At 70.3% G+C, this 24,323-nt stretch carries 26 protein-coding genes and 1 riboswitch; of the genes, 6 read left to right on the top strand and 20 right to left on the bottom strand.

All coding sequences use genetic code 11. From position 1 onward, the window contains the following. Positions 1 to 73: 73 nt before the first annotated feature. The 4 genes from infA to trxB all read right to left on the bottom strand — a co-directional run bounded on the left by infA (position 74) and on the right by trxB (position 3,352). The gene (gene infA / locus QN245_RS10580; protein ID WP_004425677.1) at positions 74 to 292 is read right to left on the bottom strand and encodes a translation initiation factor IF-1; all 219 of its coding nucleotides are present in this window, start codon (positions 290 to 292) and stop codon (positions 74 to 76) included. A gap of 92 nt (positions 293 to 384) precedes the next feature. Then, positions 385 to 1,122: a leucyl/phenylalanyl-tRNA--protein transferase gene (gene aat, locus QN245_RS10575; RefSeq protein WP_317843139.1), complete on the bottom strand. Its 738-nt coding sequence runs from the start codon at positions 1,120 to 1,122 to the stop codon at positions 385 to 387. A 22-nt stretch (positions 1,123 to 1,144) separates the two neighbouring features. Then, positions 1,145 to 2,269 carry a GNAT family N-acetyltransferase gene (locus tag QN245_RS10570; RefSeq protein ID WP_317843138.1) on the bottom strand — a complete coding sequence of 375 codons (1,125 nt, stop codon included), beginning with the start codon at positions 2,267 to 2,269 and terminating at the stop codon, positions 1,145 to 1,147. Between the two features lie 114 nt (positions 2,270 to 2,383). Next, entirely contained in the window at positions 2,384 to 3,352 is a 969-nt protein-coding gene (trxB, locus tag QN245_RS10565) for a thioredoxin-disulfide reductase (protein ID WP_317843137.1), read from the bottom strand. A 288-nt stretch (positions 3,353 to 3,640) separates the two neighbouring features. Here trxB and QN245_RS10560 point away from each other — a divergent pair, with 288 nt between their 5' ends. The 3 genes from QN245_RS10560 to lolA all read left to right on the top strand — a co-directional run bounded on the left by QN245_RS10560 (position 3,641) and on the right by lolA (position 8,711). Then, positions 3,641 to 5,998, top strand: coding sequence for a DNA translocase FtsK (locus tag QN245_RS10560; protein WP_160967459.1), 2,358 nt, complete (start codon positions 3,641 to 3,643; stop codon positions 5,996 to 5,998). Then, entirely contained in the window at positions 5,998 to 7,998 is a 2,001-nt protein-coding gene (locus QN245_RS10555) for a DUF3857 domain-containing transglutaminase family protein (protein ID WP_425612933.1), read from the top strand. Before QN245_RS10560 ends, QN245_RS10555 begins: the two co-directional genes overlap by 1 nt. 86 nt (positions 7,999 to 8,084) lie before the next feature. After that, positions 8,085 to 8,711, top strand: a complete 627-nt coding sequence (gene lolA / locus QN245_RS10550) for an outer membrane lipoprotein periplasmic chaperone LolA (RefSeq protein WP_160967457.1) — start codon at positions 8,085 to 8,087, stop codon at positions 8,709 to 8,711. A 46-nt stretch (positions 8,712 to 8,757) separates the two neighbouring features. Here lolA and dmeF read toward each other — a convergent pair whose 3' ends face one another. Continuing rightward, a complete protein-coding gene (gene dmeF, locus QN245_RS10545; RefSeq protein WP_317845275.1) occupies positions 8,758 to 9,843 on the bottom strand; it encodes a CDF family Co(II)/Ni(II) efflux transporter DmeF in 1,086 nt (361 codons plus the stop codon). Between the two features lie 139 nt (positions 9,844 to 9,982). Here dmeF and QN245_RS10540 point away from each other — a divergent pair, with 139 nt between their 5' ends. Both QN245_RS10540 and crcB read left to right on the top strand, forming a co-directional pair. After that, positions 9,983 to 11,356 carry a replication-associated recombination protein A gene (locus QN245_RS10540; protein WP_317845274.1) on the top strand — a complete coding sequence of 458 codons (1,374 nt, stop codon included), beginning with the start codon at positions 9,983 to 9,985 and terminating at the stop codon, positions 11,354 to 11,356. 1 nt (position 11,357) lies between these two features. Next, positions 11,358 to 11,427, top strand: a riboswitch (Fluoride riboswitch). A gap of 110 nt (positions 11,428 to 11,537) precedes the next feature. After that, positions 11,538 to 11,957, top strand: a complete 420-nt coding sequence (gene crcB, locus QN245_RS10535) for a fluoride efflux transporter CrcB (RefSeq protein WP_160967452.1) — start codon at positions 11,538 to 11,540, stop codon at positions 11,955 to 11,957. Between the two features lie 14 nt (positions 11,958 to 11,971). On the opposite strand, the gene QN245_RS10530 is transcribed toward crcB, so the two are convergent. From QN245_RS10530 to QN245_RS10520, 3 genes are read right to left on the bottom strand one after another with little or no spacing between them, the layout of a single operon-like run. Then, positions 11,972 to 12,304 carry a DUF3325 domain-containing protein gene (locus QN245_RS10530; RefSeq protein ID WP_184647656.1) on the bottom strand — a complete coding sequence of 111 codons (333 nt, stop codon included), beginning with the start codon at positions 12,302 to 12,304 and terminating at the stop codon, positions 11,972 to 11,974. Next, complete coding sequence (locus QN245_RS10525) at positions 12,301 to 13,917, bottom strand: PepSY-associated TM helix domain-containing protein (protein ID WP_317845273.1); 1,617 nt, start codon at positions 13,915 to 13,917, stop codon at positions 12,301 to 12,303. Before QN245_RS10525 ends, QN245_RS10530 begins: the two co-directional genes overlap by 4 nt. Beyond that, complete coding sequence (locus QN245_RS10520; RefSeq protein ID WP_317845272.1) at positions 13,914 to 14,252, bottom strand: DUF3649 domain-containing protein; 339 nt, start codon at positions 14,250 to 14,252, stop codon at positions 13,914 to 13,916. Before QN245_RS10520 ends, QN245_RS10525 begins: the two co-directional genes overlap by 4 nt. A gap of 460 nt (positions 14,253 to 14,712) precedes the next feature. On the opposite strand from QN245_RS10520, the gene QN245_RS10515 reads away from it, so the two are divergent. Then, a complete protein-coding gene (locus QN245_RS10515; RefSeq protein WP_317845271.1) occupies positions 14,713 to 15,168 on the top strand; it encodes a hypothetical protein in 456 nt (151 codons plus the stop codon). A gap of 55 nt (positions 15,169 to 15,223) precedes the next feature. Here the strand turns inward: QN245_RS10515 and QN245_RS10510 are convergent, their stop codons facing one another. The 12 genes from QN245_RS10510 to QN245_RS10455 all read right to left on the bottom strand — a co-directional run bounded on the left by QN245_RS10510 (position 15,224) and on the right by QN245_RS10455 (position 24,307). After that, positions 15,224 to 15,874, bottom strand: a complete 651-nt coding sequence (locus QN245_RS10510) for a tetratricopeptide repeat protein (RefSeq protein WP_317845270.1) — start codon at positions 15,872 to 15,874, stop codon at positions 15,224 to 15,226. Next, positions 15,871 to 16,347: a cytochrome c-type biogenesis protein gene (locus QN245_RS10505; RefSeq protein ID WP_317845269.1), complete on the bottom strand. Its 477-nt coding sequence runs from the start codon at positions 16,345 to 16,347 to the stop codon at positions 15,871 to 15,873. The genes QN245_RS10510 and QN245_RS10505 overlap by 4 nt, the downstream gene beginning before the upstream one ends. Then, positions 16,344 to 16,886, bottom strand: coding sequence for a DsbE family thiol:disulfide interchange protein (locus tag QN245_RS10500; protein ID WP_184447945.1), 543 nt, complete (start codon positions 16,884 to 16,886; stop codon positions 16,344 to 16,346). Before QN245_RS10500 ends, QN245_RS10505 begins: the two co-directional genes overlap by 4 nt. Next, positions 16,883 to 18,853 (bottom strand): heme lyase CcmF/NrfE family subunit, encoded by a 1,971-nt coding sequence (locus QN245_RS10495; RefSeq protein ID WP_317845268.1) that lies wholly within the window; start codon positions 18,851 to 18,853, stop codon positions 16,883 to 16,885. The genes QN245_RS10500 and QN245_RS10495 overlap by 4 nt, the downstream gene beginning before the upstream one ends. Before the next feature lie 37 nt (positions 18,854 to 18,890). Further along, complete coding sequence (gene ccmE / locus QN245_RS10490) at positions 18,891 to 19,370, bottom strand: cytochrome c maturation protein CcmE (RefSeq protein ID WP_317845267.1); 480 nt, start codon at positions 19,368 to 19,370, stop codon at positions 18,891 to 18,893. Further along, complete coding sequence (gene ccmD / locus QN245_RS10485) at positions 19,354 to 19,566, bottom strand: heme exporter protein CcmD (protein ID WP_317845266.1); 213 nt, start codon at positions 19,564 to 19,566, stop codon at positions 19,354 to 19,356. Before ccmD ends, ccmE begins: the two co-directional genes overlap by 17 nt. After that, on the bottom strand, positions 19,563 to 20,369 hold the full coding sequence (locus QN245_RS10480; protein WP_317845265.1) for a heme ABC transporter permease: 807 nt from the start codon (positions 20,367 to 20,369) through the stop codon (positions 19,563 to 19,565). Before QN245_RS10480 ends, ccmD begins: the two co-directional genes overlap by 4 nt. A 10-nt stretch (positions 20,370 to 20,379) precedes the next feature. Beyond that, positions 20,380 to 21,705: a S8 family serine peptidase gene (locus QN245_RS10475; RefSeq protein ID WP_317845264.1), complete on the bottom strand. Its 1,326-nt coding sequence runs from the start codon at positions 21,703 to 21,705 to the stop codon at positions 20,380 to 20,382. Further along, positions 21,702 to 22,343: a zf-HC2 domain-containing protein gene (locus tag QN245_RS10470; protein WP_317845263.1), complete on the bottom strand. Its 642-nt coding sequence runs from the start codon at positions 22,341 to 22,343 to the stop codon at positions 21,702 to 21,704. Before QN245_RS10470 ends, QN245_RS10475 begins: the two co-directional genes overlap by 4 nt. Next, on the bottom strand, positions 22,343 to 22,924 hold the full coding sequence (locus QN245_RS10465; RefSeq protein WP_017913785.1) for an RNA polymerase sigma factor: 582 nt from the start codon (positions 22,922 to 22,924) through the stop codon (positions 22,343 to 22,345). The genes QN245_RS10470 and QN245_RS10465 overlap by 1 nt, the downstream gene beginning before the upstream one ends. Positions 22,925 to 22,987: 63 nt before the next feature. Beyond that, the gene (locus tag QN245_RS10460; protein WP_317845262.1) at positions 22,988 to 23,662 is read right to left on the bottom strand and encodes a hypothetical protein; all 675 of its coding nucleotides are present in this window, start codon (positions 23,660 to 23,662) and stop codon (positions 22,988 to 22,990) included. A gap of 249 nt (positions 23,663 to 23,911) precedes the next feature. Continuing rightward, entirely contained in the window at positions 23,912 to 24,307 is a 396-nt protein-coding gene (locus QN245_RS10455; RefSeq protein WP_184447940.1) for a c-type cytochrome, read from the bottom strand. Positions 24,308 to 24,323: the final 16 nt, after the last annotated feature.

Raw genomic sequence — 24,323 nt, 5'->3', positions numbered from 1 at the left:
GTCACCGTCGATCCACCGTTGCAGACGCGAAAGGCGGCCACTGGCCGCCTTCTTCATGTCCGCCCGCGGCGGATTACTTCATGCGGTAGGTGATGCGACCCTTGGTCAGGTCGTACGGGGTCATTTCGACCTTCACCCGGTCGCCGGTCAGGATGCGGATGTAGTTCTTGCGCATGCGGCCGGAGATGTGAGCGATGATTTCGTGTCCGTTTTCCAGCTTGACCCGGAACGTGGTATTGGGCAACGTCTCGCTGACGGTGCCTTCGAATTCGATGGAGTCGTCTTTCGACATGTAATCCTGTGCGATTCGGAGCGGCCAAAGGCCTGAAGAGCGAGGATTTTACTCGCCTGCGCCGCGCCATGCAAAGTTTGCGTTAATCCCGCTCAATCCCGGGCCAGTTCCAGCGCCGCCAGCGACCCGAATCGCGACGTCCAGGGCCCGTTCTGGGCCGGCGCCGCCGCCAGCGGCGCGATGGTCTCCAGGAAGCGCGCGCGCGGCCAGCGCTCGGCGCCCAGGCTCAGCAGGTGATCGTTCTCCACCTGCGCGTCGATCAGCGGCCAGCCCCAGCCGTGCAGGCGCCGCGCCAGCGCCGCCAGCGCGACCTTGGAGCCGCCGCTGCGCGCACTGAACATGCTCTCGCCGAAGAACATGCGTCCGCGTGCCACTCCGTAGATGCCGCCGACCAGTTCGCTGCCGTCGAACACTTCCACCGAATGCGCGTGGCCGGCCTGGTGCAGGGTCAGATAGGCGTCGCGCATCGGTGCGGTGATCCAGGTGCCGTCCTGCCCAGGGCGCGGGATCTGTGCGCAGGCATCGATGACCTGCGCGAAGGCGGTGTCGGCGCGCACCGTCCACGGGCAGTGGCGCAGGCTGCGGCGGAAGCGCGAGGACAGGCGCACGCCATCGCTGCGGAACACGGTGCGCGGGTCCGGGCTCCACCACAGGATCGGCTCGCCGTCGGAATACCAGGGGAAGATGCCCTGCGCATAGGCCGCGAGCAGGCGCGTCGGCGACAGGTCGCCGCCGACCGCGAGCAAGCCGTCCGGCTCGCGCAGGGCGCTGGACGGCGGCGGGAACGGGGCGGCGGGATCGGCCGCGAGCAGGGCAGGGAGACGACGCATCGCCGGCAGCGTAGCCGATGCCTCAGGCGTCGTGGCGGAACGGCGAGTGGCGCTGCAGCGCCGCCGCGTGCTGGCGCACCTCGGCGCGTTCCTGGGCGCACCACTCGGCCAGTGGCACACGGAAGCCCGGGTCGGCGATCCAGTGACGGCTGCGTACCAGCCGCGGCAGGAAGCCGCGGGCGATCTTGTGCTGGCCCTGCGCGCCCGGTTCGAAGCGGGTCAGACCCTCGCGCAGGCAGTATTCGATGCCCTGGTAGTAGCAGGTCTCGAAGTGCAGGCCGGGCAGGGCGTCGCCGCCCCAATAACGGCCGTACAAGGTGTCGCCGCCGCGCAGGCAGAACGCGCCGGCTACCGGCGCGCCTTCATGCATGGCGAGGAAGATCAACAGGTTGTGCGGCATCGTTCGCGCAAGATGTGAGAAGAATTCCAGGGTCAGCGCCGGCGAATTGCCGTAGTCGTCGAAGGTGCGCAGATAGAACCCATACATCGCCTGCAGGTCGGCAGCGCTGGCCTCGTCGCCGTGCAGCACCCGAAAGTCGATGCCGGCGCGCTGCACCTTGGCCCGCTCCTGGCGGATGTTCTTGCGGTGCTTGTGGTCCATCGCGCCCAGGTAATCGTCGAACCCGGTCCAGCCGGCGTCGTTGTGCCACTGGTACTGCACGTCGTTGCGCTCCAGCCAGTCGGCGCCGAACGCGGCGTCCTCCTCGGCGCGGTGGAAATTGACGTGGGCCGAGGACAGGTTGGTGCTCTCGGTCAGCGCCTGCATGGCCGCGAGCAGTTCCTGTTGCGCCGCCTGATCGCGCGCCAGCAGCCGCGGCCCGGTCACCGGCGAGTACGGCACCGCGCACAGCCACTTGGGGAAGTAGTCCTGGCCATAGCGCGCGTAGGCATGCGCCCAGGCATGATCGAACACGAATTCGCCGTGCGAGTTGCTTTTGACGTACCCGGGCGCCGCGGCGACCAGCGCATCGCCGTCCCAGACGGTGAGATGCAGCGGGCTCCAGCCCCAGTCCGGGCGCAGGCAGCCGTGCTGCTCCAGGCCGGCCAGGAACGCGTGGGCGACGAACGGATTGCGGCCGTCGTGCAGGGCGTCCCAGTCGGCAGCGGCGACCGCGTCGAGCTGGCGCAGCCAGCGGATCCGGCTCATCGCCGTAACGACTTGCGGTAGAGGGCGGCGCAGCGGCCGCCCGTGCCACCTGCCGCCCGCGCGGGCGCCCGGCCGCTGCCGGCCGGACGCCGGCAGCTCAGGGCCTGCGCGGACTCAGGCACCCTTGTCCAGATACCGCTCGGCGTCCAGCGCGGCCATGCAGCCGAAGCCGGCCGAGGTGATCGCCTGGCGGTAGTGCTGGTCGGCGACGTCACCGGCGGCGAACACGCCCGGGACCGAGGTCTCGGTGGCGGCGCCGCCGAGGCCGGAGCGGATCTCCAGGTAGCCGTTGTGCATGGCCAACTGGCCATCGAAAAGTTGGGTGTTCGGGTGATGGCCGATGGCGACGAAGAAGCCGTGCGCCTCCAGGTCGCGGGTGCTGCCGTCCTGCACCGACTTGACCCGCACGCCAGTGACGCCGGCCTCGTTGCCCAGCACTTCGTCCACCTGGTGGTGCCAGACGGTCTCGATCTTGCCGGCGGCGACCTTGGCGAACAGCTTGTCCTGCATGATCTTTTCCGCGCGCAGGGTGTCGCGGCGGTGCACCAGATAGACCTTGCGGGCGATGTTGGACAGGTACAGCGCCTCTTCCACGGCGGTGTTGCCGCCGCCGACCACGACCACGTCCTGGTCCTTGTAGAAGAAGCCGTCGCAGGTGGCGCAGGCCGACACGCCGCGGCCCTTGAACGCCTCTTCCGAGGGGATGCCCAGGTACTTGGCGGTGGCGCCGGTGGCGATGATCAACGCGTCGCAGGTGTAGTCGCCGCTGTCGCCGCTGAGCCGGAACGGGCGCTGCGCCAGGTCGGCGGTATGGATGTGGTCGAAGATCACCTCGGTCTCGAAGCGCTCGGCATGCGCCTGCATCCGCGCCATCAGGTCCGGGCCCATCAGGCCGTGCGGGTCGCCCGGCCAGTTGTCGACCTCGGTGGTGGTCATCAGCTGGCCGCCCTGCTGCAGGCCGGTGATCACCATCGGCTTGAGATTGGCGCGCGCGGCGTAGACCGCGGCGGTCCAGCCGGCCGGGCCGGAACCCAGGATCAGCAGGCGGGAATGCTTGGCGGAATTGGCGGCAGAGGGGCTCATGTATACTCGCGAACAGGGTGAAATGGCGGCCGAAGCGCGGCATTGCGCGGGTTCCGGCGAAGTCACATAGAGTGGCGGCCGGCCTGGAACGAATCAAGCCGCGTGGCGGAAACGCTGCGGCCCGCCGCGACAGACAGCGTGCGCCGCACGTCGTTGCCCGCCTCGATCGGGCATTGCCAGCGTCGGCCTGCGCAAAGACCGGACGATTCAGGTACCGACTGCTGAAATGCAAGGGCGAGTCGTTTATTATCAATCACTAACGATGCATTTCTAAGGTCTGGTCATAGCGTGGCGAAGCAGGTTCCGGAACGCGGCAAATCCCAGGGCGCCAATGCGGCGGCACGCAAGCAGGGCGCCGCGCCCAACCCTCGCCGGCAGAAGCTGTGGCGCGATCTGGCGCTGATCGCGATCGCGCCGTTGCTGCTGTACCTGCTGGCCAGCCTGGCCACGTACTCGGCGACCGATCCGGGCTGGTCGCATACCGGCAGCGTGGTCGCACCGGTGCACAACATGGGCGGCAAGTTCGGCGCCTGGATCGCCGACGTGCTGCTGCAACTGTTCGGCTACGTGGCCTTCCTGCTGCCGGTGGTGATCGGCGCGATCTCCTGGATCGCGCTGTTCGGCATGGACAGCGATGGCGATGGCGAGGCCGACCTGGGGCCGGCGCTGCGCCTGGTCGGCATCGTCGGTTTCCTGATCGCCGCCACCGGGCTGCTGCACCTGCGCCTGTTCGCCGGCGACGTGGCCGGGGCCGGCGGCATCCTCGGCAAGCTGGTTGGCAACTCGCTCGGCGCCGGGTTCGGCGCGCTCGGCGCCAACCTGTTCGTGCTGGTGCTGCTGCTGGTGTCGGTGACCCTGGCCACCGGGCTGTCCTGGTTCGCGGTAATGGAGCGCATCGGCAAGGCGGTGATGACGCTGCCGGCGCTGGCCCGCCGCGGCAGCCAGCAGGCCAACGAATGGCAGCAGACCCGCGCCATGCGCGAGGAACGCGAGGAAGTGCGCAAGGTCGATGCCGTGCAGCGCGCCAAGCGCGAGCCGGTCAAGATCGAGCCGCCGCCGGCGCCGGTGGTGGAGAAGAGCGAGCGCGCCAAGCGCGAGCAGCAGATCCCGCTATTCCACGGCACCGGCAGCGACCCGTCCGGGGTGCCGCCGCTGGCCTTGCTGGACGACCCCAAGCCACAGGCCAAGGGCTATTCCGAGGAGACCCTGGAAACCCTGTCGCGGCAGATCGAGTTCAAGCTCAAGGACTTCCGCATCGAGGCGCAGGTGGTCGGCGCCTATCCCGGCCCGGTGATCACCCGCTTCGAGATCGAGCCGGCGCCGGGCATCAAGGTCAGCCAGATCAGTTCGCTGGACAAGGACATCGCCCGCGGCCTGTCGGTGAAGTCGGTGCGCGTGGTCGACGTGATCCCGGGCAAGTCGGTGATCGGCCTGGAGATCCCCAACGTCAGCCGCGAGATGATCTATCTCAGCGAGCTGCTGCGCTCCAAGGAATACGACAAGTCGACCAGCCCGCTGACCCTGGCGCTGGGCAAGGACATCGCCGGCCGCCCGACCGTGGCCGACCTGGCGCGCATGCCGCATTTGCTGGTCGCCGGTACCACCGGCTCGGGCAAGTCGGTGGCGGTCAACGCGATGGTGCTGAGCCTGCTGTACAAGGCCTCGGCCAAGGACCTGCGGATGCTGATGATCGACCCGAAGATGCTCGAACTGAGCGTCTACCAGGGCATCCCGCACCTGCTGGCGCCGGTGGTCACCGACATGAAGGAGGCCGCCAACGGCCTGCGCTGGTGCGTGGCGGAGATGGAGCGCCGTTACAAGCTGATGAGCGCGGTCGGTGTGCGCAACCTGGCCGGCTTCAACAAGAAGGTCAAGGACGCGCAGGACGCCGGGCAGCCGTTGATGGACCCGCTGTTCAAGCCCAACCCGGACCTGGCCGAGGCGCCGCGGCCGCTGGACACGCTGCCGTTCATCGTCATCTTCATCGACGAATTCGCCGACATGATGATGATCGTCGGCAAGAAGGTCGAAGAGCTGATCGCGCGGCTGGCGCAGAAGGCCCGCGCTGCCGGCATCCACCTGATCCTGGCCACCCAGCGGCCCTCGGTGGACGTGATCACCGGCCTGATCAAGGCCAACATCCCGACCCGCATCGCCTTCCAGGTCAGCTCCAAGATCGACTCGCGCACCATCCTCGACCAGTCCGGCGCCGAGACCCTGCTCGGCCACGGCGACATGCTGTACCTGCCGCCGGGCACGGCGATGCCGGATCGCGTGCACGGCGCCTTCGTCAGCGACGAGGAAGTGCACCGGGTGGTCGAGCATCTCAAGGCCAGCGGCCCGGCCGACTACATCGAGGGCGTGCTCGACGAGGTGCAGACCATGGGCGACGGCACCGTGATCGGCGCCACCGGCCTGCCCGAAGCCGGCGGCGGTGGCGGCGACGAGTCCGACCCGCTGTACGACGAGGCCCTGCGCATCGTCACCGAGACCCGCCGTGCCTCCATCTCCGGCGTGCAGCGGCGGCTGAAGATCGGCTACAACCGCGCCGCGCGGCTGATCGAGGCGATGGAAGCCGCCGGCGTGGTCAGCCCGCCCGAACACAACGGCGACCGCAGCGTGCTGGCGCCGCCGCCACCGAAGTGATGCACGCCGCGCCCTTCGCCGGCCATGGCCTGCGCCTGAGTGGACTGGCGCCGCTGCGCGCCGCGCGCTGGCTGTTCGGAGCGGCGCTGCTGGCGCTGGCCGGCGCCACCGCCGCGCAACCGGCGCCGGCCGCACATCCTGATGCCGATCAGGCGGCGGGCGCGGCGGCCGCACCGGTGGTCAGCAACAACTACAGCTACGTGCGCTACCGCGCCGACTACGAGGTGCGCGAAGACGCCACCAGCGTCGAGACCGACGAGTACGAACTGCTGCTCAAGACCAAGGCCGGCGTCGACCAGTTCAGCCAGGTGCGGCTGGGCTACAGCGAGAAGCTGGAGACCCTGGAGGTGCTGGCTGCCTACACCCTGACCCCGGACGGGCTGCGCCACGACGTGCCGGCCGACAAGATCTACACCCAGGAGAGCTATTCCAGCGCGGCGGCGGCGATGTACGCCGACCGCAAGGTCAAGGTGGTGGTGTTCCCCAACCTGATGCCCGGCGCGCGCCTGGTGTACCGGGTGCGCCGCACCCAGAACGTGCCGTACTTCCCCGGCTATTTCAGCCTGTGGGAAACCTTCAGCGTGTTCTCCCAGTACGACGACGCCACGGTGACGCTGGTGGCGCCGCGGCGGCTGCAGATGCACCTGTACACGCGCGGCGTGCAGGGCAGCAACACGCCGCAGATCGACGGCGAGCAGGCGCGCTGGGAATGGCGCTACAGCCGCCGCGAGCCCATGAAGAGCCAGAACTGGACGGCGGCGACCTGGGAATTCAGCCCGATCATCATGGCCAGCAGTTTCCGCCGCTGGGCACAGATGGCCCAGGCCTACCAGCACAGCAGCGCCGCCGCCGCGCAGGTCACCCCGAAGGTGCGCGCACGCGCCGAGCAGATCACCGCCGGCATCAGCGACCGCCGCGCGCAGGCCGCGGCACTGTACGACTGGGTGGCGCGCAACATCCGCTACGTGGCGGTGTACCTGGGCAATGGCGGGCTGCAGCCGAACAGCGCCGACAGCATCCTCGACAACCACTACGGCGACTGCAAGGACCACACCGTGGTGCTGGAGGCGCTGCTGGCGGCCAAGGGCATCGCCAGCACGCCGGTGCTGATCGGCGCGCAGGGCGGGCCGACCCTGCCCGAGGTGCCGGTGCTGGGCCGCTTCAACCATGCCATCACCTATCTGCCCGAGTTCAAGCTGTACGTGGATTCGACCAGCCCGTACGCGCGCTTCGGCCAGTTGCCGGCCGGCGACCTGGGCGCGCCGGTGCTGCACACCGCCGACGGCACCGTGGCGCGCACGCCGCCGGACGATGCCAAGGTCAATCGCTACCTGGTCGAGACCGACTACCGCTTCGCCGCCGATGGCAGCCTGAGCGGCATCACCCGCCTGGACAGCGGCGACGTCGGCGAGGTCGGCCTGCGCACGATGTTCGTGCAGCTCAACGCGCAGAACCGCACCCGCATCGAGGAGTCGATCGTCGCCGCCTCCGGCTTCGACGGCAGCGGCGAGCTGCTGCTGCAGGGCACGCCGCAGGATCTGACCCGGCCCTTCGGTTACGCCTACCGCTTCCGCGCCCACGACTACGTCGACTTCGGCGTGGTCGGCGGCATGAGCCTGCCGCTGATGCCCGGCGCCGACTCGGTGCGCGGGGTCTACAGCACGGCTTCGGCCGAGCGCAATCTGACCCCGTTCTACTGCAACGACAACGCCCGCAGCGAGACCTACCGGCTAACCTTCCCGGACAGCGTGCCGATCATCGCGATCCCGGCCGACACCCATTTCCGCAACGCCGCCGGCGAGTACGCCGCCACCTGGGTGCGCGACGGGCAGACCGTGACTGCCACGCATACGCTGCACCGGCGTGCGATCCATGGCCCGGCGGCGCTGTGCCAGCCGCAGGATTACGCTGCGTTCCGCGAGTTGTACCAGCAGGTGCGTCGCGGCTTCCGCGGGCAGATCCTGTACGGCGACCTGAGCCGGATGCAGACGGGGCCGTAGCCCTGGCGCGGCCGGCCGCGCCCTCTGATCGCCTATTCAGGCGCGTCGCGTCACACTTCCCACACTCCATCCGGAAATCCATCCGCATGCTTCGCACACTCCGCTACACCGTCCTCGCCACCGCGCTGCTGGCCGGCTCCGCCTTCGCCGGCGCCCGCGAGGACCTCACCGCCTTTACCCGCGGGCTGAAGGGCCTGGACGGCCAGTTCGCGCAGAAGGTCTACGACGGCAAGGGCACGCTGAAGGAAAGCTCCAGCGGCCGCGTCGCGCTGTCGGCGCCGCGCCTGTTCCGCTGGGAGTACCGCAAGCCCTACACCCAGTTGATCGTCGCCGATGGCAGCAAGGTCTGGGTGTACGACCCGGACCTGAAGCAGGCCACGGTGCGCGCGCAGGGCAGCGAGGAACAGAACAGCCCGCTGACCGCGCTGATCGATCCGGGCCGGCTCGACCGCCAGTACGACGTCAGCGAGGAAGCGGTGGCCCGCGACGGACTGCAGTGGCTGACGATGACGCCGAAGGTGGACACCGAGGCCAGCTTCCAGATGGCCAAGCTCGGCTTCGACCGCAACGGCCTGGCGCGCATGGAAGTGGTCGACCCGGTCGGCCAGCGCACCGACATCAGCTTCAGCGACTGGAAGCGCAATCCGGCCTTCGCCAGCGGCACCTTCCGCTACGTCCCGGACAAGGACGTGGACGTGGTCGGCGACCGCTGAGCCGACGGCCGCCGCGCGCCGGGTCGGTGCGCGGCGGGCTTTTCGCTCAGTTGGGGCAGGTCTGCACTTCGATGCTGACATGGCCCAGCGTGGCCACGCCCTGCAGGCGCGCGTGGTAGAACGCCGCCGGCCGCGGCCGGTGCGTCACCAGCGACACGATCGCCGCGTGCTGGCCGGGGCCGACCCGCCACACGTGCAGGTCGGCGATGCGCTCGTCGTCCTGCTGCAGGCGGTCGCGGATCTGCGCCTGCAGCGCCGTCGGCGCCGAGGCGTCGAGCAGCACCGCACCGGTGTCGCGCAGCAGCGCCAGCGACCAACGTGCGATGACGATGGCGCCGACGATGCCCATCAGCGCATCGGTCCAGGTCCAGCCCAGGTACTTGGCCAGCAGCAGGGCAACGATCGCCATCACCGAGGTCAGCGCGTCGGCCAGCACATGCATGTAGGCCGAGCGCAGATTGTGGTCGGCGTGGGCGTGCCGGTCGTGGCCGACGGCCTGTGCGGGCGCGGCGTGGGCGTGCGCATGCCCGTGGTGATCGTGAGGGTGGGGATGGTCGTGACCATGGGCATGATCGTGGTCATGCCCATCGTGGTGCGCGTGCGCATGGTCGTCATGCCGATGCGCGGCGTGGGCGTGTGCGTGGCCGTGGCCATGCCCGTGATCGTGGTGGTGGTCGGCACCCAACATCCAGGCACTGAGCAGGTTCACCAGCAGGCCCAGCGCCGCGATCCACAGCGCTTTGTCATAGGCGATGTGCACCGGCTGCGCCAGGCGCAGTGCCGACTCCACGCCGATGCCCAGGGCGATCAGCGCCAGGATCAGCGCGCTCGAGAAGCCGGCCAGGTCGCCGACCTTGCCGGTGCCGAAGGTGAAGCGCGGGTTGTGCCGGTGCCGCCGCGCGAACCAGTAGGCGAAGCCGGCCAGCGACAGCGCGCCGGCGTGGGTGGCCATGTGCAGGCCGTCGGCCAGCAGCGCCATCGAGCCGGTCCACCAGCCGGCGACGATCTCCACGATCATCATCGCGGCGGTCAGCGCTACCACCGCCCAGGTGCGGCGCGCGTTGCGCTCGTGGCGCGTGCCGAGGAAGTCGTGCTGATGGGTGAACGCGTCCAGGGTGTCGTGGTGGCTCATGGCGGGGGGCGGCCGGGCAGGGGAGGCGCCGCGATTCTAGCGCTGGCGTCGGTGCCGCGCGGGCTTGCAGCGAGCGGGCCGCGGGCAGGGCGCATGCAGGCCGCACGGCGTGCACGGGCCGCGGCGATAGAATGGGCGCATGGCCAAACGCAGACCCTTCGCTTCCGATACGCCCGACCTGCTGAGCGTCGACCGCGAGGCCATGCGCCCGCTGGCCGAGCGCATGCGCCCGCGCACGCTCGACGAGATGGTCGGGCAGAAGCGCCTGCTGGCACCCACCAGTGCGCTGCGCCGCGCGGTCGCGTCCGGCCGCGTGCACTCGATGATCCTGTGGGGGCCGCCCGGCTGCGGCAAGACCACGCTGGCGCTGCTGTTGGCGCAGTACGCCGAAGCCGAGTTCAAGGCGATCTCGGCGGTGCTGTCCGGCCTGCCGGAAGTGCGCCTGGTGCTGGCCGAGGCCGCGCAACGCTTCGCCGACGGCCGCCGCACCGTGCTGTTCGTCGACGAGGTGCACCGCTTCAACAAGGCGCAGCAGGATGCGTTCCTGCCGCACATCGAGCGCGGCACCATCCTGTTCGTCGGCGCCACCACCGAAAATCCCTCGTTCGAACTGAATTCGGCGCTGCTGTCGCGCTGCCGCGTGCACGTGCTGGAGCCGGTGTCGCCACAGGACATCGCCGAGGCGCTGCAGCGGGCGTTGCACGATCCCGAGCGCGGGCTCGGCGCCGAGCAGTTGCAGGTCTCCGATGCGGCGCTGCTGGAGATCGCCGGCGCCGCCGATGGCGACGTGCGGCGCGCGCTGACCCTGCTGGAGATCGCCGCCGAACTGGCCCAGGACGAGGGCGGCGAGATCACCGCGCAGACCCTGCAGCAGGTGCTGGCCGACCGCACGCGCCGCTTCGACAAGGGCGGCGAGCAGTTCTACGACCAGATCTCGGCGCTGCACAAGTCGGTGCGCAGTTCCAATCCGGACGCGGCGCTGTACTGGCTCACGCGCATGCTCGATGGCGGCTGCGACCCGTCCTACCTGGCGCGGCGGCTGACCCGCATGGCGATCGAGGACATCGGCCTGGCTGACCCGCGCGCGCAGTCGATGGCGCTGGAAGCCTGGGACATCTACGAGCGCCTGGGCAGCCCCGAAGGCGAACTGGCCTTCGCGCAACTGGTGCTGTACCTGGCCAGCACCGCCAAGTCCAACGCCGGCTATGCCGCGTTCAACCAGGCCAAGGCCGAAGTGCGCGAGACCGGCACCCAGGAGGTGCCGCTGCACCTGCGCAATGCGCCGACCAAGCTGATGAAGACCCTGGGCTACGGCGCCGACTACCAGTACGACCACGACGCCGAAGGCGGCATCGCCCTGGACCAGACCGGCTTTCCCGATGCGATGGGCGAGCGCGTGTACTACCGCCCGGTGGAGCGCGGCCTGGAGATCAAGCTCAAGGACAAGCTCGACCGCCTGCGCGCCGCGCGCGAGCAGGCGCGGGCTGACAAGGCCGGTCGATCGGCTTCATAATCGGCGCACAGGAGATGGCATTCCTCCTCGAACCGCCCGCAGCACTGCGCGCTGATGATGCCTGCCCAACCCCCGCCGGGGTGGCAGGCTCGCGCCCCGGCATCGTCCTTGTGGAGAATCCGATGCCCGTTCCTTCTCGTATTTCTGCTGCCGCTCCGGCGTTCGTCTCGCGGAGGCGCGCATGAACCTGACCCTGTGGTGGCAACAACTACTGCTGGCGATGGCCGGCGGCGCGGTCGGCTCCGGGCTGCGCTTCGCGGTGGGCAGTGCGCTGCTGCAGCGCTACGGCGCCGGCTTCCCGTGGGGCACGCTGGCGGTGAACCTGGCCGGCGCCTTCGTCGGCGGCTTCCTGCTGGTGTGGATCGAAGGCCGCGGCGCCAGCGCGCCGTACTGGCGGGCGCTGCTGATCGTGGGCCTGGTCGGCGGGCTGACCACGTTCTCCTCGCTGATGATGGAAAGCATGGTGTTCGTGCGCAACGGCCGCCTCGGCATGGTGCCGCTGTACCTGGCGATCACCCTGGCGGCGGGGCTGGTGCTGGTGTTCGCCGGCGCGCGCACCGCCGCGGAACTACGGCCGCCGACGGCGACTGCCGGCCGCTGAGCGAACGTGGGTCTCTAGCCCAGCAGGGCGGCGCCCACGCCCAGCGGCGGCGCCAGCAACGCCAGCGGCACGATCAGCCGCGGCCGGTACGGCAGCAGGCCCAGGGTCAGCAGCGCCGCGCTGGCGCTGAGCGAGCCCACCCACAGCACCGGGCCGATGTCCCAGCCGCGCGCTGCAACGCAGCTGGCGAATGCCGCGCTCAGCAGCAACCAGCCGGCGGCCTGCAGTCGCCGCAGGCGCGGCGGCGTGGCGCGGCGTGCGCCGTACAGCTCGAGCTGGTGCTTCTCCATGCCCAGGCACAGCGCGACGAAGCCGGAGAAGGCCAGGCACAGACCGAGCACGGTCATGCGCCCTCCGTGGCCAGCACCGGCTTGCCGGGTCCGCCGCGTTCGCGGGCGCGGCGTTCGGCCGCCGACAGCGGCGGTTGCCAACGCTGCATGCGCCGCGCGGCCAGCGCCAGGGCGATACCGAGGAACAGGCAGACCAGGTCGAACCCGGCCAGCGCCCAGTCGCCGGCCAGCAGGCTCACGCCCAGGTGCGCATCGGTGGTGACGGCGTTGAGCAGCGGCAGCAAGCCGAACAGCGCCGCGCCCGCATACAGTTGCCAGGCCCACATCGGGCGCTTCGGCCACACCTGCGCGGCGATCAGGGCCGCGGCCCAGGCCAGGAAGAACACCGTCGCTTCGCTTTCCGGGCGGGATTCCAGGTGCAGCGGCAGCAGCCGGTTGCCCCAGAAATAGGCGGCGAAGGCGATGGGCAGCCCGGCCACGGTGCCGATGTTGAGCGCGTCGACCAGGCGCAGGCCCAGGCCGATGCGGCCGGCCTTGGCGTGCTTGGGCCGCTCCTTGACCGCCCACAGGATCGCGCCGCTGGCCACCATCAGGCAGCCGAGCAGGCCGCAGCCGAAGAACAGCCAGCGCAGCCAGGGCCCGGCGAAGTGCGCCAGGTGCAGGCCGTACAGGGTGCTGCGGGTCTCCGCAGCGGCGCCGAGTTCGCCGCTGCGGCCGAGGATCTGCCCGCTGGCCGCGTCCAGCAGCAGCGAGGGCGTGGTGTAGCCCAGCCGCTGGCCGTCGCCCTGGCGGATCTGGATGGCCGCGGCGGCGTCGCCGGCGTTGTACACGGTGAAGCCGGCGATCGGCGCCTGCGCACCCCATTCGCGGCGCGCCACGTCCAGCAGCTGCGCGATCGGCAGCATGTGCCCGGGCGTGCCGCTGGCCTCGCGCAGGTTCTGCGGCTCCTGGAAGGCCTCGGCGTAGAACGCCTGCTCGGCATCGGGATAGGCGGTCTTGATGCCCCAGGGCAGGTACATCAGCATCAGCGTGACCAGCCCGGTGTAGGTGATCATCGCGTGGTAGGGCAGGGCGAGCACCGCGCTGGCATTGTGGAAGTCCAGCCACGAGCGCTGGCCCTTGGCCGGGCGGAAGGTGAAGAAGTCCTTGAAGATCTTCTTGTGGGTGATCACGCCGCTGATGATCGCCACCAGCATGAACATCGCGCAGAAGCCGACGATGTAGCGCGCCCACAGCGCCGGCAGGTAGTGCAGGTCGAAGTGCAGGCGGTAGAAGAAGTCGCCGCCGCGGGTGTCGCGGGTCTGGCTGGCCTCGCCGCTGACCGGGTCGAGCAGGGCGCTGCCGAACATCTCCTTGCGGCTCTGGCGGGCACCGTCGGCCGGCGGTGGATTGCGCCAGAACAGATCGGTGAACGGCGCGCGCTGGTTGGCCAGCGACACGAACCATTGCGGCGACTGCGGCGCCTCGCGCTGCAGCAGCGCCACCGCACGTGCGGCGACCACGTCGGTGCTCGGCTGCGCGCTCGGCAGTTCCGGACGCATCCAGCGGCTGATTTCGTTGCGGAAATAGCTGGCGGTGCCGGCCATGAAGATCAGCAGCAGCACCCAGGACACCAGCAGGCCGCTCCAGGTGTGCAGCCAGGCCATCGATTGGCGGAATCCCTGCTTCATGGCGCGTGCTGCTGCAGCCAGGCGATGGCCAGCGCCATCGGCGCCAGCAGCGCGGCGATGCCCAGCCAGGCACGTCCGGCGCTGCGCGCGGCGAATGCCCACAGCACGGTGCAGGCGCAGACCAGGATGCCCAGCATCATGCCGCTCAACACCGCTTGCGCACGCACCGACGGCCACAGCAGCGGCAACAGCACCGCCGTGGCCGCGGCCAGCGCATAGCCGCCGACGATCGCGGCCAGGGTGCGCGCCAGCACGCCCAGCCAGGGCGGCAGCCCACGCGAGGCGGCGGTGGGCGGGGTGGAGAGGCGCGGCGACGCTGGTGGAACAGGGTGCATGGAGGCCCGTCGGGAGAGGCACCGGCTTGGCGACAGGGCTAGGCGGAGCGGATGGCAGCGAGGGCTGCGGGTCGGTTAATGATACGCATTCCTATTTCCGACGCAAATCCCTGGCCTGGCTGGCGCTGTTGTGTCCGCAGGGTGTGAGTGATAAGCGGAGTCCTACAGAAGCGACTTGAGGCCGCCGAGCGGTGGCATAGGGAATGGTGAAACAGGCTTTTCCCCACGCAGCGCTGCATTCGCTTTCTTCTCGACCAGCTGATTTCCAGGCGGCCGGCGGCGTGCCAGTCATGATCCCGTGGCCTATTCTGATCGCGCGCACGCACGTTCATTGCTCGGCCATCTGCAGGGCCGCTTCTGATGGGTTGTTTGGTAGACACGTCGCGTCAACTCTTGCGGCTGATCAGAGAAAGCGAATAGCGTCCTTGAGAAGCATCCGTCCGCCAGGGAAGATCAGGTCATGAACGTCGCCAAGAACCTGTGGAGAGTAGTGTTTGCGGTCCATCTTCTCGCCGCGCCACTCTTTGCTGGCGCCGCCACCTCGTCGCCCGTCATTGTTACGACCACGACGACCTACACCGACCAATCTCCCGAAAAGCAGGCCGTCGTGGCCTGGCTTCAACAGCATGCCCAGTACGTCAACGGGCATCTGATTGGGGAAGTCGACAAGCTCCGCGACGTCACTGTTACGTACACCCGGACCACTGACGGTCGCGTGCGTCCGCAGGCGCCAGGAGATGCGCCGCCAACGCCGCTACCGCCCGGGCAGCCCGGAGACACATATTCCGTATCGAACTGCACTGGCGGCGTCTCCCAGTCGTGGAGCTACAAATTCGTTTCCAACTCCAACGGAGGCGGATGGGTGCTGGTTGATTACAAGTACACGAAAAAAGCCTGCGGCTCCGAAGGCACTTGATTCCGAAGGTACTTAATTAAGCGCAGATTCGGCAGCCGCGTTCGGCGTAGTGGCATCAGCGCGGCGTGGTGGTCGCCGCGGCTGGTGCGGCGAGCATCGCTTCGGCGGCGGCGATCTTCTGCGTCACCGCGTTGCGCAACGGCGAGCCGGCGGGCAACAGGCTCAGCAGGTGGCGCCAGTCGTTGGCCGCATCGGCATAGCGCTGCTGCTGGAAGGCGGCGATGCCGCGCATCCATAGGGCGCGCTGGTTGTCCGGTTGCTGCGCCAGCACGCGGTCGAGCATGGCGCGTGCGGCGCTGCCGACGGTGAGATCGGCGTGTTGCGCCATGTCTGTCTCGGCCCAGCCGAGCAGGGCCTCGACATTGGCCGGGGCGATCCACAGGGCCTGCGCAAAGGCCTGCTGCGCTTCGTGCGGGCGCTGCGCCTGTTGCGCGTCCCAGGCCTGCTGCAGCCAACCTTGCAGCCGTTGCGCGGTCTGGTCCGGCGCGACCGGCGGCAGCGGTTGCAGCGGGACGCCGGCCAGGGCCGTCGGCGTGCCGATGCGCCAGTACAGGCTTGCACCGAGCAGCGGCAGGCTCAGCGCCAGCAGCAACGCGACGCCGCGTTGCGCAGATGCGCCGGAATGCTGGACCAGTAGTGGACGCAGCACCGCGAACAGGGCGATGCCCAGCATCGCCGCGGCGGCGAGCAGGAAGCCGGGCGTCACCAGGCGTCCTCCGCATCCGCGTCCGCCGTCGCGGCGCCGATGGCGCGGCGGCGTTGCCGCAGCGTCGCCAGCACCATCGCGGCACCGCCCAGAAGCAACAGTGCCGGCCCGAACCACAGCAGCCAGGTGCCCGGCGCCAGCGGCGGGTCGTAAAGGACGAAGGCCGAGTAGCGATCGACCATGTACTGCTTGATCTGCGCATCGCTGCGCCCGGCCTGCAGTTGCGCGAACACCTGGTGGCGCAGGTCGCGCGCCAGGGTGGCGTCGGAATCGGCCAGGTTCTCGTTCTGGCAGACCAGGCAGCGCAACTGCGCGGTCAGTTGCTGGAAGCGCTGTTCCTGCGCGCGGTCCTTGAACGGCAACGGGTCTACCGCCTGGGCAAGCGCCGGCACTGCACCGCCCAGCAGCCACAGCAGCACCAGCAATCGCCACCATGGCGTGCGTCGGCACGTCCGTGCGACGGTCGCGCTCATCGCCGCGCCTCGTCGAGCGACGCGATCGCCGGGCGCAGCTCATCGGCCAGCACCTGCGCCGTCAGCACGCCGACGTGCTTGTAGCGGACCACGCCGTCGGCATCGATCAGGAAGGTTTCCGGTGCGCCGTATACGCCCAGATCGATCGCACGCTGGCCATCGGCGTCCACCAGTACCAGCGCATACGGATTGCCGCGCCGCGCCAGCCAGGCGGCGGTATCGTGCGGATCGTCGCGGTAGGCGTAACCGACCAGGGTCACCCCCAGTTGCCGGGCCTTCGCCATCAGCAGCGGGTGCTCCTCGCTGCAGGCCATGCACCAGCTGCCGAACACGTTGAGCAGATACGGGCGACCGCGCAGTTCCTGGCTGCCGCTGCGCAGCTCCGGCCGGTCCAGGCGCGGCAACGCGAACGCCGGCACCGGCTTACCGATCAGCGGCGAGGGCACCTCGCGCGGATCGTGGCTGCGGCTCCACCACAGGCCGAACCCGAACAACGCGGCCAGCAGCAGGAAGCCAGCCAGCGGCAGCAGCCGGCTCATGGCGCGGCTCCGGCGAGCGCGGCCGGCGTGGCGGCGCTGTCCGCGACCGGTTGCGCGCGCAGGCGGCGCGCGCCGGCGCTGACGAAGCCGCCGAGCATCATCAGCAGACCGCCGGCCCAGATCCAGCGGATGAAGGGCTTGTCGTACAGGCGCAGGGTCCAGCCGTATTCGATGTGCTGGTCGTCGACCGGTTCGCCCAGCGCGACGTACAGATCGCGCAGCACGCCGGCATCGATCGCCGCCTCGGTCTGGATCCGGTCGCTGCTGTACAGGCGCTTCTGCGGATGCAGCACCGCCACCACGGCGCCGTCGCGCAGCACGCTCACCGTGCCTTGCTCGGCCTTCCAGTTGGGGCCGTCGACCAGGCGTACGCCATCGAAGCGGAAGGCATGCGCGCCGACCTGGGCGCTCTGGCCGGGATCCAGGCGCACGTCGCGTTCCACCGACAGGCTTTCCGACAGCAGCACGCCGGCCACGAACACCGCGACGCCGGCATGCGCCAGCAGCATGCCGGCCAGTTCGGCGGGGAAGCGGCGGCCGCGGGGTGCGCTGCGCCAGCGGGTGAGCGCATACAACGCGGTGCCGACGCCGACCCAGGCCGCGGCCGCGACGCCGGCCACCGCGCGCAGCGTACCCGCGCTCAGCAACCACGCCAGCAGTGCGCAGCCCAGTGCCGCCAGACCGGCGCGCGCGGCCACCGCGCGCAGTGCGCCGGGGTCGGTACGGCCCCAACGCAGGTAGGGACCGAACGGCAGCAGCAGCACCACCGGCAGCATCAGCAGCGGGAACAGCAGGCCGAAGTAGGGCGGCCCGACCGAGATCTTGCCCAGCCGCAGCGCATCGCCGAGCAGCGGGAACAGTGTGCCCAGCAGCACCATCGCCGCGGCCACGCTGAGCATCAGGTTGCCGATCAGGATCGCGGTCTCCCGCGACAGCGCGGCGAACGGCTTGCCCGCGGCCAGGCGCGGCGCGCGCAGCGCGTACAGCAGCAGCGAGCCGCCGACCACCAGCACCAGGAAGCCGAGGATGTACAGGCCGCGGCGCGGGTCGGCGGCGAAGGCGTGCACCGAGGTCAGCACGCCGGAGCGCACCAGGAAGGTGCCCAGCAACGACAGCGAGAACGCCAGGATCGACAGCAGCAGGGTCCAGGCGCCGAGCGCGCCGCGTTTCTCGGTGACCGCCTGGGTGTGGATCAGCGCGGCGCCGACCAGCCACGGCATGAAGCTGGCGTTCTCCACCGGATCCCAGAACCACCAGCCGCCCCAGCCCAGCTCGGCGTAGGCCCACCAGCTGCCGGCGACGATACCGGCGCTGAGGAAGCCCCAGGCGACATTGGTCCACGGCCGCGCCCAGCGCACCCAGGCCTGCTGCTGTTCGCCGCCGAGCAGGGCGGCGATGGCGAAGGCAAAGGCCACCGAAAAGCCGACGTAGCCGGTGTACAGCACCGGCGGGTGGAACACCATGCCCGGGTCCTGCAGTACCGGGTTGAGTTCGCTGCCGTCGCGCGGCATCGGCGACAGCCGAGCGAACGGATTGGAGGTGAACAGGACGAAGGCCAGGAAGCCGCTGGAGATCAGCCCGAGCACCCCGAGCACGCGCGCGGCGAAGGCTTCCGGCAGGTGCCGGCTGCTGCGCGCCAGCGCCACCGTCCACAGGTTGAGGATGGCGATCCACAACAGCAGCGAGCCCTCGTGCGCGCCCCACACCGCGGCCAGCCGGTAGTACCAGGGCTGCGCCAGGTTGGCGTTGGCGGCGACGTAGCGCACCGAGAAATCCAGCTGCAGCAACACGTAAGCGAGCAGGCCGAAGGCCAGCCAGGCGAAACCGGCCTGGGCGTAGGCGGCCGGCCGCGCCACCGCCATCCAGGCGCGCTGGCCGCGCCAGGCGCCGAGCAGCGGCAGCACGGCCTGCACCAGGGCCAGCAGCAAGGCCAGGATCAGGGCGCATTGGCCGAGTTCGGCGCTCATGGTGCGGCTACTCCGGCGCGGTGGGACGCGATCGGACTCATGGTCGTGCGGTCGCCGCAGCAGCCGCCGAGGTGTTGCCGACGTGGGCGCGATCGGCATGCGCCTGCGCCATCGCGTCCTTCAATTCCTGCGGCATGTAGGTCTCGTCGTGCTTGGCCAGCACTTCGGTGGCGACGAAGCGCGCACCCTGCATCGAGCCGGTGGCGATCACCGCCTGGTTGTCGCGGAACAGGTCCGGCAGGATGCCGGTGTAGGCGACGGCGGTGGCGCCAGCCTTGTCGATCACCGTGAACCGCACCTGCAGCGAATCGGCGCTGCGCGTGATCGAGCCGGCCTTGACCATGCCGCCGAGCCGGAACACCCGGTAATCCTTGGCCGCGCCGGCCTGCACCTGGCTCGGCGTGAACAGGTAGCTGATGTTGTGCTGCAGGGCCAGCACGAACAGGCCGGTGGCCAGCGCCGCGGCGCCGAGCAACAGCAGCACCAGCAGCAGGCGGCGCTTACGGGTGGGATGCATCGTGCGCTCCGTTGGTGGCCGCGTTGCCGCGGGCACGGCGGACCTGTTCGCGGGCCACTTGCGCACGGATCTCGGCGAGCAGCCGGCGCTGGCGGCGGCGCGGCAGCAGGCTGTCCAGGAGCAGCACCACCAGCGCCAGCGCGTACGCGCTCCACACATAGACGGCATAGCCGCCCATCGCCCAGAACCCGCTCATGCCGCGTGCTCCGCGGGCCGCGGCGCGGTGTCCGCCGGCGACGTCGACACCGGCGCGGCCTGCAGCGCAATCGCACGCACCCAGGCCTTGCCGCGCTCCAGTGACAGCAGATCGCTGCGCATGCGCCCGCACAGGCTGGCGATGTAGTAGCACTTGCTGGCGACCACGCCGGTCAGCAGCGGCCACAGCATCGACAGCGGCATCTTCGACGGGCCGAGCACGCATACCGTGGAGCCCTGGTGCAGCGTGTTCCACCAGACCACCGAGTAATGCACGATCGGCAGGTTGATCAGCCCGACCAGCGCCAGCAGCGCGGCGGCGCGCGCGCCCTGGCGCGGGTCGTCGATGGCGCGTTGCAGGCCGATCACGCCCAGGTACAGGAACAACAGCACCAGTTCCGAGGTGAGCCGGGCGTCCCAGGTCCACCATGTGCCCCACATCGGCCGGCCCCACAGCGAGCCGGTGCACAGGGTGACGAAGGTGAAGGCGGCGCCGATCGGTGCCGAGGCCATGCAGGCGATTTCCGCCAGCTTCACCCGCCACACCAGCGCGACCAGGCCGGCCACGCCCATCGCCGCGTACACGAACAGGCTCATCCACGCGCACGGCACGTGCACGAAGAGGATGCGGTAGGCGTCGTGCTGCTGGTAATCCGGCGGCGCCAGCACCAGCCCGCCGTAGCAGGCCACGGCGCCGAACAGCATGGCCGCAGCCAGGCTCCAGGGACGCACCGCGCCGGCCACGCGGTAGAAGGTCGGCGGCGCGCCGAGCCGGTGCAACCAGAGCGGGATCCAGGAACGCATGGGGGTGACCTCAGCGGGCGAGGGGAGCGCTACGCGGCAACGCCTGTACGGCGGCGGCGGCGTCCACCTGCAGCAGGCCGTCGCGCGTGCGGCTGGTGCGCAGCAGCAGGTCGTGCACGCTGCGCGCGTCCAGTTGCGGCGCCAGCGCCAGCAGCAGCGCGACCACGCCGCTGACGTGGGCGGTGGCCATCGACGAGCCGGAGGTGAAGTCGTAGCCACCGTTTGGCTGGGTGGTGAGGATGTCCTCGCCCGGCGCGCTGAGCACGCCCGCCGGTGCCGGCGTGGCGGCGCTGCTGCGCACCACGATCACCCCGGGAATGCCATCGGGAAACCCGTCCATGCGGCCGTTGGGCGGCATCGCCGCGACCACGATGCGGCCGTCGCGCAGCAACTGTTCCATGAGCTTGCGCAGCAGCGGGTCGGCCGGGCCGCCCAGGCTGAGATTGATGATGCGGGTGCGGGTGTCGCCGATCGCCGCCAGCGCCTTGGCCAGGGTGAAGGAGTTGCAGCCGGCGCCGGCGCCGGGGCGCTGCGGATACCAGCAGGCCTTGTACACGTCGAGCATCGCCTTCGGCGCGATGCCGACGATGCCCAGGTGGTTGTTGCTGCCGGCGGCGATGATGCCGGCGACCTCGGTGCCGTGGTGGTCGCGGTTGAACGCGCCCGGATCGGCGGCGACCAGGTCGCGGGTGTTGCGCAGGCGTCCGCGCAGGTCCGGATGCGACGTGTCCACGCCGGTGTCGACGATCGCCACGTCCACGCCCTGGCCCTGGCTCAGCGTCTGCGCGGTGGCTGCATTGGTGGCGGCGAAGCCGCGCTGCATGTCCACGTAGGGGTCGTTGTAGCGCAGCGGCTGCGCCGGCGCCGCCGCCGCGGCCTGGCTATCGGCCGAATACGTGCCGAAGTCCTGCAGCGGCTGCGACAGCGCCACGCGGTCATCCTTGGCCAATTGCGCCAGCAGCGCCGCGCGGTCGCTGCCCGGCGCCGGCTCCAGCACCACGCAGTACAGCCCCAGCGCCTTGATCGGCCAGCCGGCGACCTGGCGCAGGCCGTAGCGCTTGTTCAGCGCGTCCAGGGTGGCGACCGCCTGGGTGCCGGCGCCGTAGTAGCGGGCCGAGGCGTAGCCGAGCAGATTGGAGCCGGCGTGGCGGCTCGGCGCGGCCATCGGGTTGGCCACGGCGAGGACGATCTGGCGCTGGCTGTCCAGCGCCGGCGACGGATCCAGGCTGGGCGCCTTGGCCGCGGGCGCAGGATCGGCGACGGCCGCCGGCGCGGCGTGGGCACAGGCGCCAAGGCCCAGGCAGGCGAACAGCAGGCTGGCGAGATGCAGCTTCATGGCGCGGCGATCGGCTCCGCCAGGCGGATGCCGGCGGTGGCGCGCAACTGCTGCACGCTGCGCTGCGGCTGCGCCGCCGACCCGGCCTGGATCGGCACCACGGTGTAGGCGCCGGCGGCGTTGGGGCCGCCGATCACCCGCAGCTGCAGCTTGCGCAACAGCGCATCCCAGTCGGCCAGGGTCATGCGTGCGTCCGGCACCACCCGGATCGCGTCGGCCGCCAGCGGCTGCGTGGCGTCGCTGAGGGTGCGGTAGGCGGTGCTGCGCTCATGCTCGGCGGACAGGCGCACGCCCAGCACGCCCAGGCCCACGGCCTGCAGCAGGGCGGCGGCAACCAGCGCCCGCGTGGTCCAGCTGGTGCGGCTGCGCTGCGGCTGCGGCTTGGGGACCGGCGCGTCCAGGCGCTGCAGCAGGCGCTGCAGCCCGGCCTCGGCGTCCACCGGCACGTCGCTGGGCAGGGTCATCGCCATGCGCAGGCGGCTCTGCTGGGCGAACTCGGCGCTGCAGTGCTGGCACTTGGCCAGGTGCGCGACCAGCCATTCGTTCTCGTCTTCCGTGGCGCTGTCCTGCAGCACCCACGGCATCAGTTCCCAGGCATGCGCGCATTCGTTGCCTGGCTCATTGAAGCCCGTTTTCATCACGCGCTCTCCGTCAGCGTGGACGCGTCGCCGGCCAATCCCGGCAACACGTTGCGAAGCTTGACCCGGGCATGGAACAGCCGGGCCTTGATGGTGCCCACCGGGCACTGCATGATCGCGGCGACCTCTTCCAGCTTGTGGCCGAGGCCGTAGACCAGTTCCACCACCAGCCGCTGGTCGGCCGACAGGCGTTCCAGGCCCTTGCCCAGCCAGTCGCGCAGCTCGCGGTCCTCGTCCGGGTCCGCCGCCGCGGCGTGGTCCTCGGCGGCCACGCCATCGTCGATGGCGTCGTCGCTGTGGTGGCGGATCGCCTTGAGCCCGCAGCGGTAGGCGATGCCCATGATCCAGGTCGAAACCTGCGAATCGCCGCGAAAGTCGCCCGCCTTCTGCCAGACGATCCAGAAGCAGTCGTTGATCGCTTCCTCGATGATGTCCGGGCGCCGGGTCAGCCGCGACAGGAACCGGCACAGGCGGCCGTGGTAGGCGCGGTACAGGCGGGTCAGCGCCTCGCGGTCGCTGGCCGCCATGCGCCGGAGCAGCATGCGGTCGGTGGCATCGCCGAGCAGGTCGGTGTCGTTCATGGGGGCAGGTGTGGCAACGGGCACCGGTATGTGCCGGGGCGGCACGGAAAGGTTGCGCTCGGATCAGAAGCTGCGGGAGACGCTGGCCACCCAGGGCCAGATCCCGTGGTTCGCGCCGCCGTGGGTGTCGTTGAACATGCGGTCCACCTCCACGCTCCAGCGCCCGGCGTTCCAGATCAGCCCGGCGTGGCCGTAGCGATAGTGCGCCACGTACTCCAGTCCGTACAGGGCCGGCGGCGCCTGGCTGACGCCGACCCCGGCCGACAGCGACAGCGCGCCGTGGAGCGGCTGGTGCGCGGTGAGGTCGAGCGCGCCGTACCAGCGCTGGCGCAGGCCGCTGTCGGGCAGGCGGAACGCGGCCAGCGACAGGCTCAGGCGGTCGCGGTAGCTCCAGCCCAGGCTGAGCTCGTCGCGGTTGAACGGACGGTCGACACGCCGGCCGGGGTAGCGGTACAGCAGCGCTTCGGCCTGCAGTTGCCAGTTGTCGGACAGGGTCCAGCCGCGCGACAGGCCGGCGCTGCCCATCAACACCTTGCCCGGCGCGTCCAGTGCCACGCTGGCCGAGCCGCTCAGCGACCAGCCCGGCGCCGGCAGCCAGAACAGCGCGCCCTGCAGGGTCGGGGTGCTGCGGGTCACGGCGATGCCGCGATCGACCAGTTGCGAGCTGATCCCGGCGGCACCGCCGACGTCGCCGGCCATTGCCGCCGGCGCGTGCAGGGCGGCGAGCGCAAGGCCCACGGCCAGGGCCGCGCCGACGCCTGGATGCACTGACCGCCGGGATGCGGCGCTCGGCGGGACCGCGTGCGCGTTCAGCATGCGCGGCCCGCCCCGCAGCGCTGGGTAGCGGCGGGCAGCAGCGACGAAGCGCCGCGGACGGCAGGGAAAACACGCACGGTGGCTCGGTGCTCGCAGGTCAGGAATCGGGCACGGGCGCGACGCGACGGCCGGCCCGTGGGGCGCCGAATATGACCCGATCGGGCAGCGAGTTCAATGCAGGCTGTGCAGGTAGGCGATCAGGTCCTGCAACTGCTTTGGATCGTCCAGTCCGTCGTACTTCATCTTGCCGCCGGGCAGGGCCTTGGATGCCGGTTGCGACAGGTAGCTGCGCAGCTTGTCGTCGCTCCAGGTCCACTGGCTCTGCTTCATCGCGTCGGAATAGGCGTAGTCCGGCACGCTGCCGGCGCGGCGCCCGACCACGCCGAACAGGGTCGGGCCCTTCTTGTTCTTGGCCGGTGCGGCGCTGTGGCATTCGGCGCATTCGCTGGCGAACACGCCGGCGCCGGGCGCGCCGCCGGCGGCATGCGCGGACGGCGCCACCGCGGCGGCCAGCGGCAGCAGGCCGGCCAGCAGGGTGCACAGGGGGAGGGCATTGGTGCGTTTCATGGGGGGAAGCTCCGTG

The organism is Xanthomonas rydalmerensis (genome assembly GCF_033170385.1).
Taxonomy (GTDB): domain Bacteria; phylum Pseudomonadota; class Gammaproteobacteria; order Xanthomonadales; family Xanthomonadaceae; genus Xanthomonas_A; species Xanthomonas_A rydalmerensis.
The sequence above is the reverse complement of the archived record's forward strand: the minus strand, read 5'-3'. Positions and strand labels throughout refer to the sequence as shown.

What these genes read in the sequence shown, in the direction of transcription:
- QN245_RS10540 (WP_317845274.1), top strand. Translation starts at nt 9,983, where the DNA reads ATGGCCAAACGCAGACCCTTCGCTTCCGATACGCCCGACCTGCTGAGC.
- QN245_RS10500 (WP_184447945.1), bottom strand. Translation starts at nt 16,886, where the DNA reads ATGAGCCGGCTGCTGCCGCTGGCTGGCTTCCTGCTGCTGGCCGCGTTG.
- QN245_RS10455 (WP_184447940.1), bottom strand. Translation starts at nt 24,307, where the DNA reads ATGAAACGCACCAATGCCCTCCCCCTGTGCACCCTGCTGGCCGGCCTG.
- QN245_RS10515 (WP_317845271.1), top strand. Translation starts at nt 14,713, where the DNA reads ATGAACGTCGCCAAGAACCTGTGGAGAGTAGTGTTTGCGGTCCATCTT.
- QN245_RS10480 (WP_317845265.1), bottom strand. Translation starts at nt 20,369, where the DNA reads ATGCGTTCCTGGATCCCGCTCTGGTTGCACCGGCTCGGCGCGCCGCCG.
- QN245_RS10495 (WP_317845268.1), bottom strand. Translation starts at nt 18,853, where the DNA reads ATGAGCGCCGAACTCGGCCAATGCGCCCTGATCCTGGCCTTGCTGCTG.
- dmeF (WP_317845275.1), bottom strand. Translation starts at nt 9,843, where the DNA reads ATGAGCCACCACGACACCCTGGACGCGTTCACCCATCAGCACGACTTC.
- QN245_RS10465 (WP_017913785.1), bottom strand. Translation starts at nt 22,924, where the DNA reads ATGAACGACACCGACCTGCTCGGCGATGCCACCGACCGCATGCTGCTC.
- ccmD (WP_317845266.1), bottom strand. Translation starts at nt 19,566, where the DNA reads ATGAGCGGGTTCTGGGCGATGGGCGGCTATGCCGTCTATGTGTGGAGC.
- QN245_RS10570 (WP_317843138.1), bottom strand. Translation starts at nt 2,269, where the DNA reads ATGAGCCGGATCCGCTGGCTGCGCCAGCTCGACGCGGTCGCCGCTGCC.
- lolA (WP_160967457.1), top strand. Translation starts at nt 8,085, where the DNA reads ATGCTTCGCACACTCCGCTACACCGTCCTCGCCACCGCGCTGCTGGCC.
- QN245_RS10520 (WP_317845272.1), bottom strand. Translation starts at nt 14,252, where the DNA reads ATGCACCCTGTTCCACCAGCGTCGCCGCGCCTCTCCACCCCGCCCACC.
- QN245_RS10475 (WP_317845264.1), bottom strand. Translation starts at nt 21,705, where the DNA reads ATGAAGCTGCATCTCGCCAGCCTGCTGTTCGCCTGCCTGGGCCTTGGC.
- infA (WP_004425677.1), bottom strand. Translation starts at nt 292, where the DNA reads ATGTCGAAAGACGACTCCATCGAATTCGAAGGCACCGTCAGCGAGACG.
- QN245_RS10530 (WP_184647656.1), bottom strand. Translation starts at nt 12,304, where the DNA reads ATGACCGTGCTCGGTCTGTGCCTGGCCTTCTCCGGCTTCGTCGCGCTG.
- crcB (WP_160967452.1), top strand. Translation starts at nt 11,538, where the DNA reads ATGAACCTGACCCTGTGGTGGCAACAACTACTGCTGGCGATGGCCGGC.
- QN245_RS10505 (WP_317845269.1), bottom strand. Translation starts at nt 16,347, where the DNA reads ATGAGCGCGACCGTCGCACGGACGTGCCGACGCACGCCATGGTGGCGA.
- aat (WP_317843139.1), bottom strand. Translation starts at nt 1,122, where the DNA reads ATGCGTCGTCTCCCTGCCCTGCTCGCGGCCGATCCCGCCGCCCCGTTC.
- ccmE (WP_317845267.1), bottom strand. Translation starts at nt 19,370, where the DNA reads ATGCATCCCACCCGTAAGCGCCGCCTGCTGCTGGTGCTGCTGTTGCTC.
- trxB (WP_317843137.1), bottom strand. Translation starts at nt 3,352, where the DNA reads ATGAGCCCCTCTGCCGCCAATTCCGCCAAGCATTCCCGCCTGCTGATC.
- QN245_RS10525 (WP_317845273.1), bottom strand. Translation starts at nt 13,917, where the DNA reads ATGAAGCAGGGATTCCGCCAATCGATGGCCTGGCTGCACACCTGGAGC.
- QN245_RS10470 (WP_317845263.1), bottom strand. Translation starts at nt 22,343, where the DNA reads ATGAAAACGGGCTTCAATGAGCCAGGCAACGAATGCGCGCATGCCTGG.
- QN245_RS10555 (WP_425612933.1), top strand. Translation starts at nt 5,998, where the DNA reads ATGCACGCCGCGCCCTTCGCCGGCCATGGCCTGCGCCTGAGTGGACTG.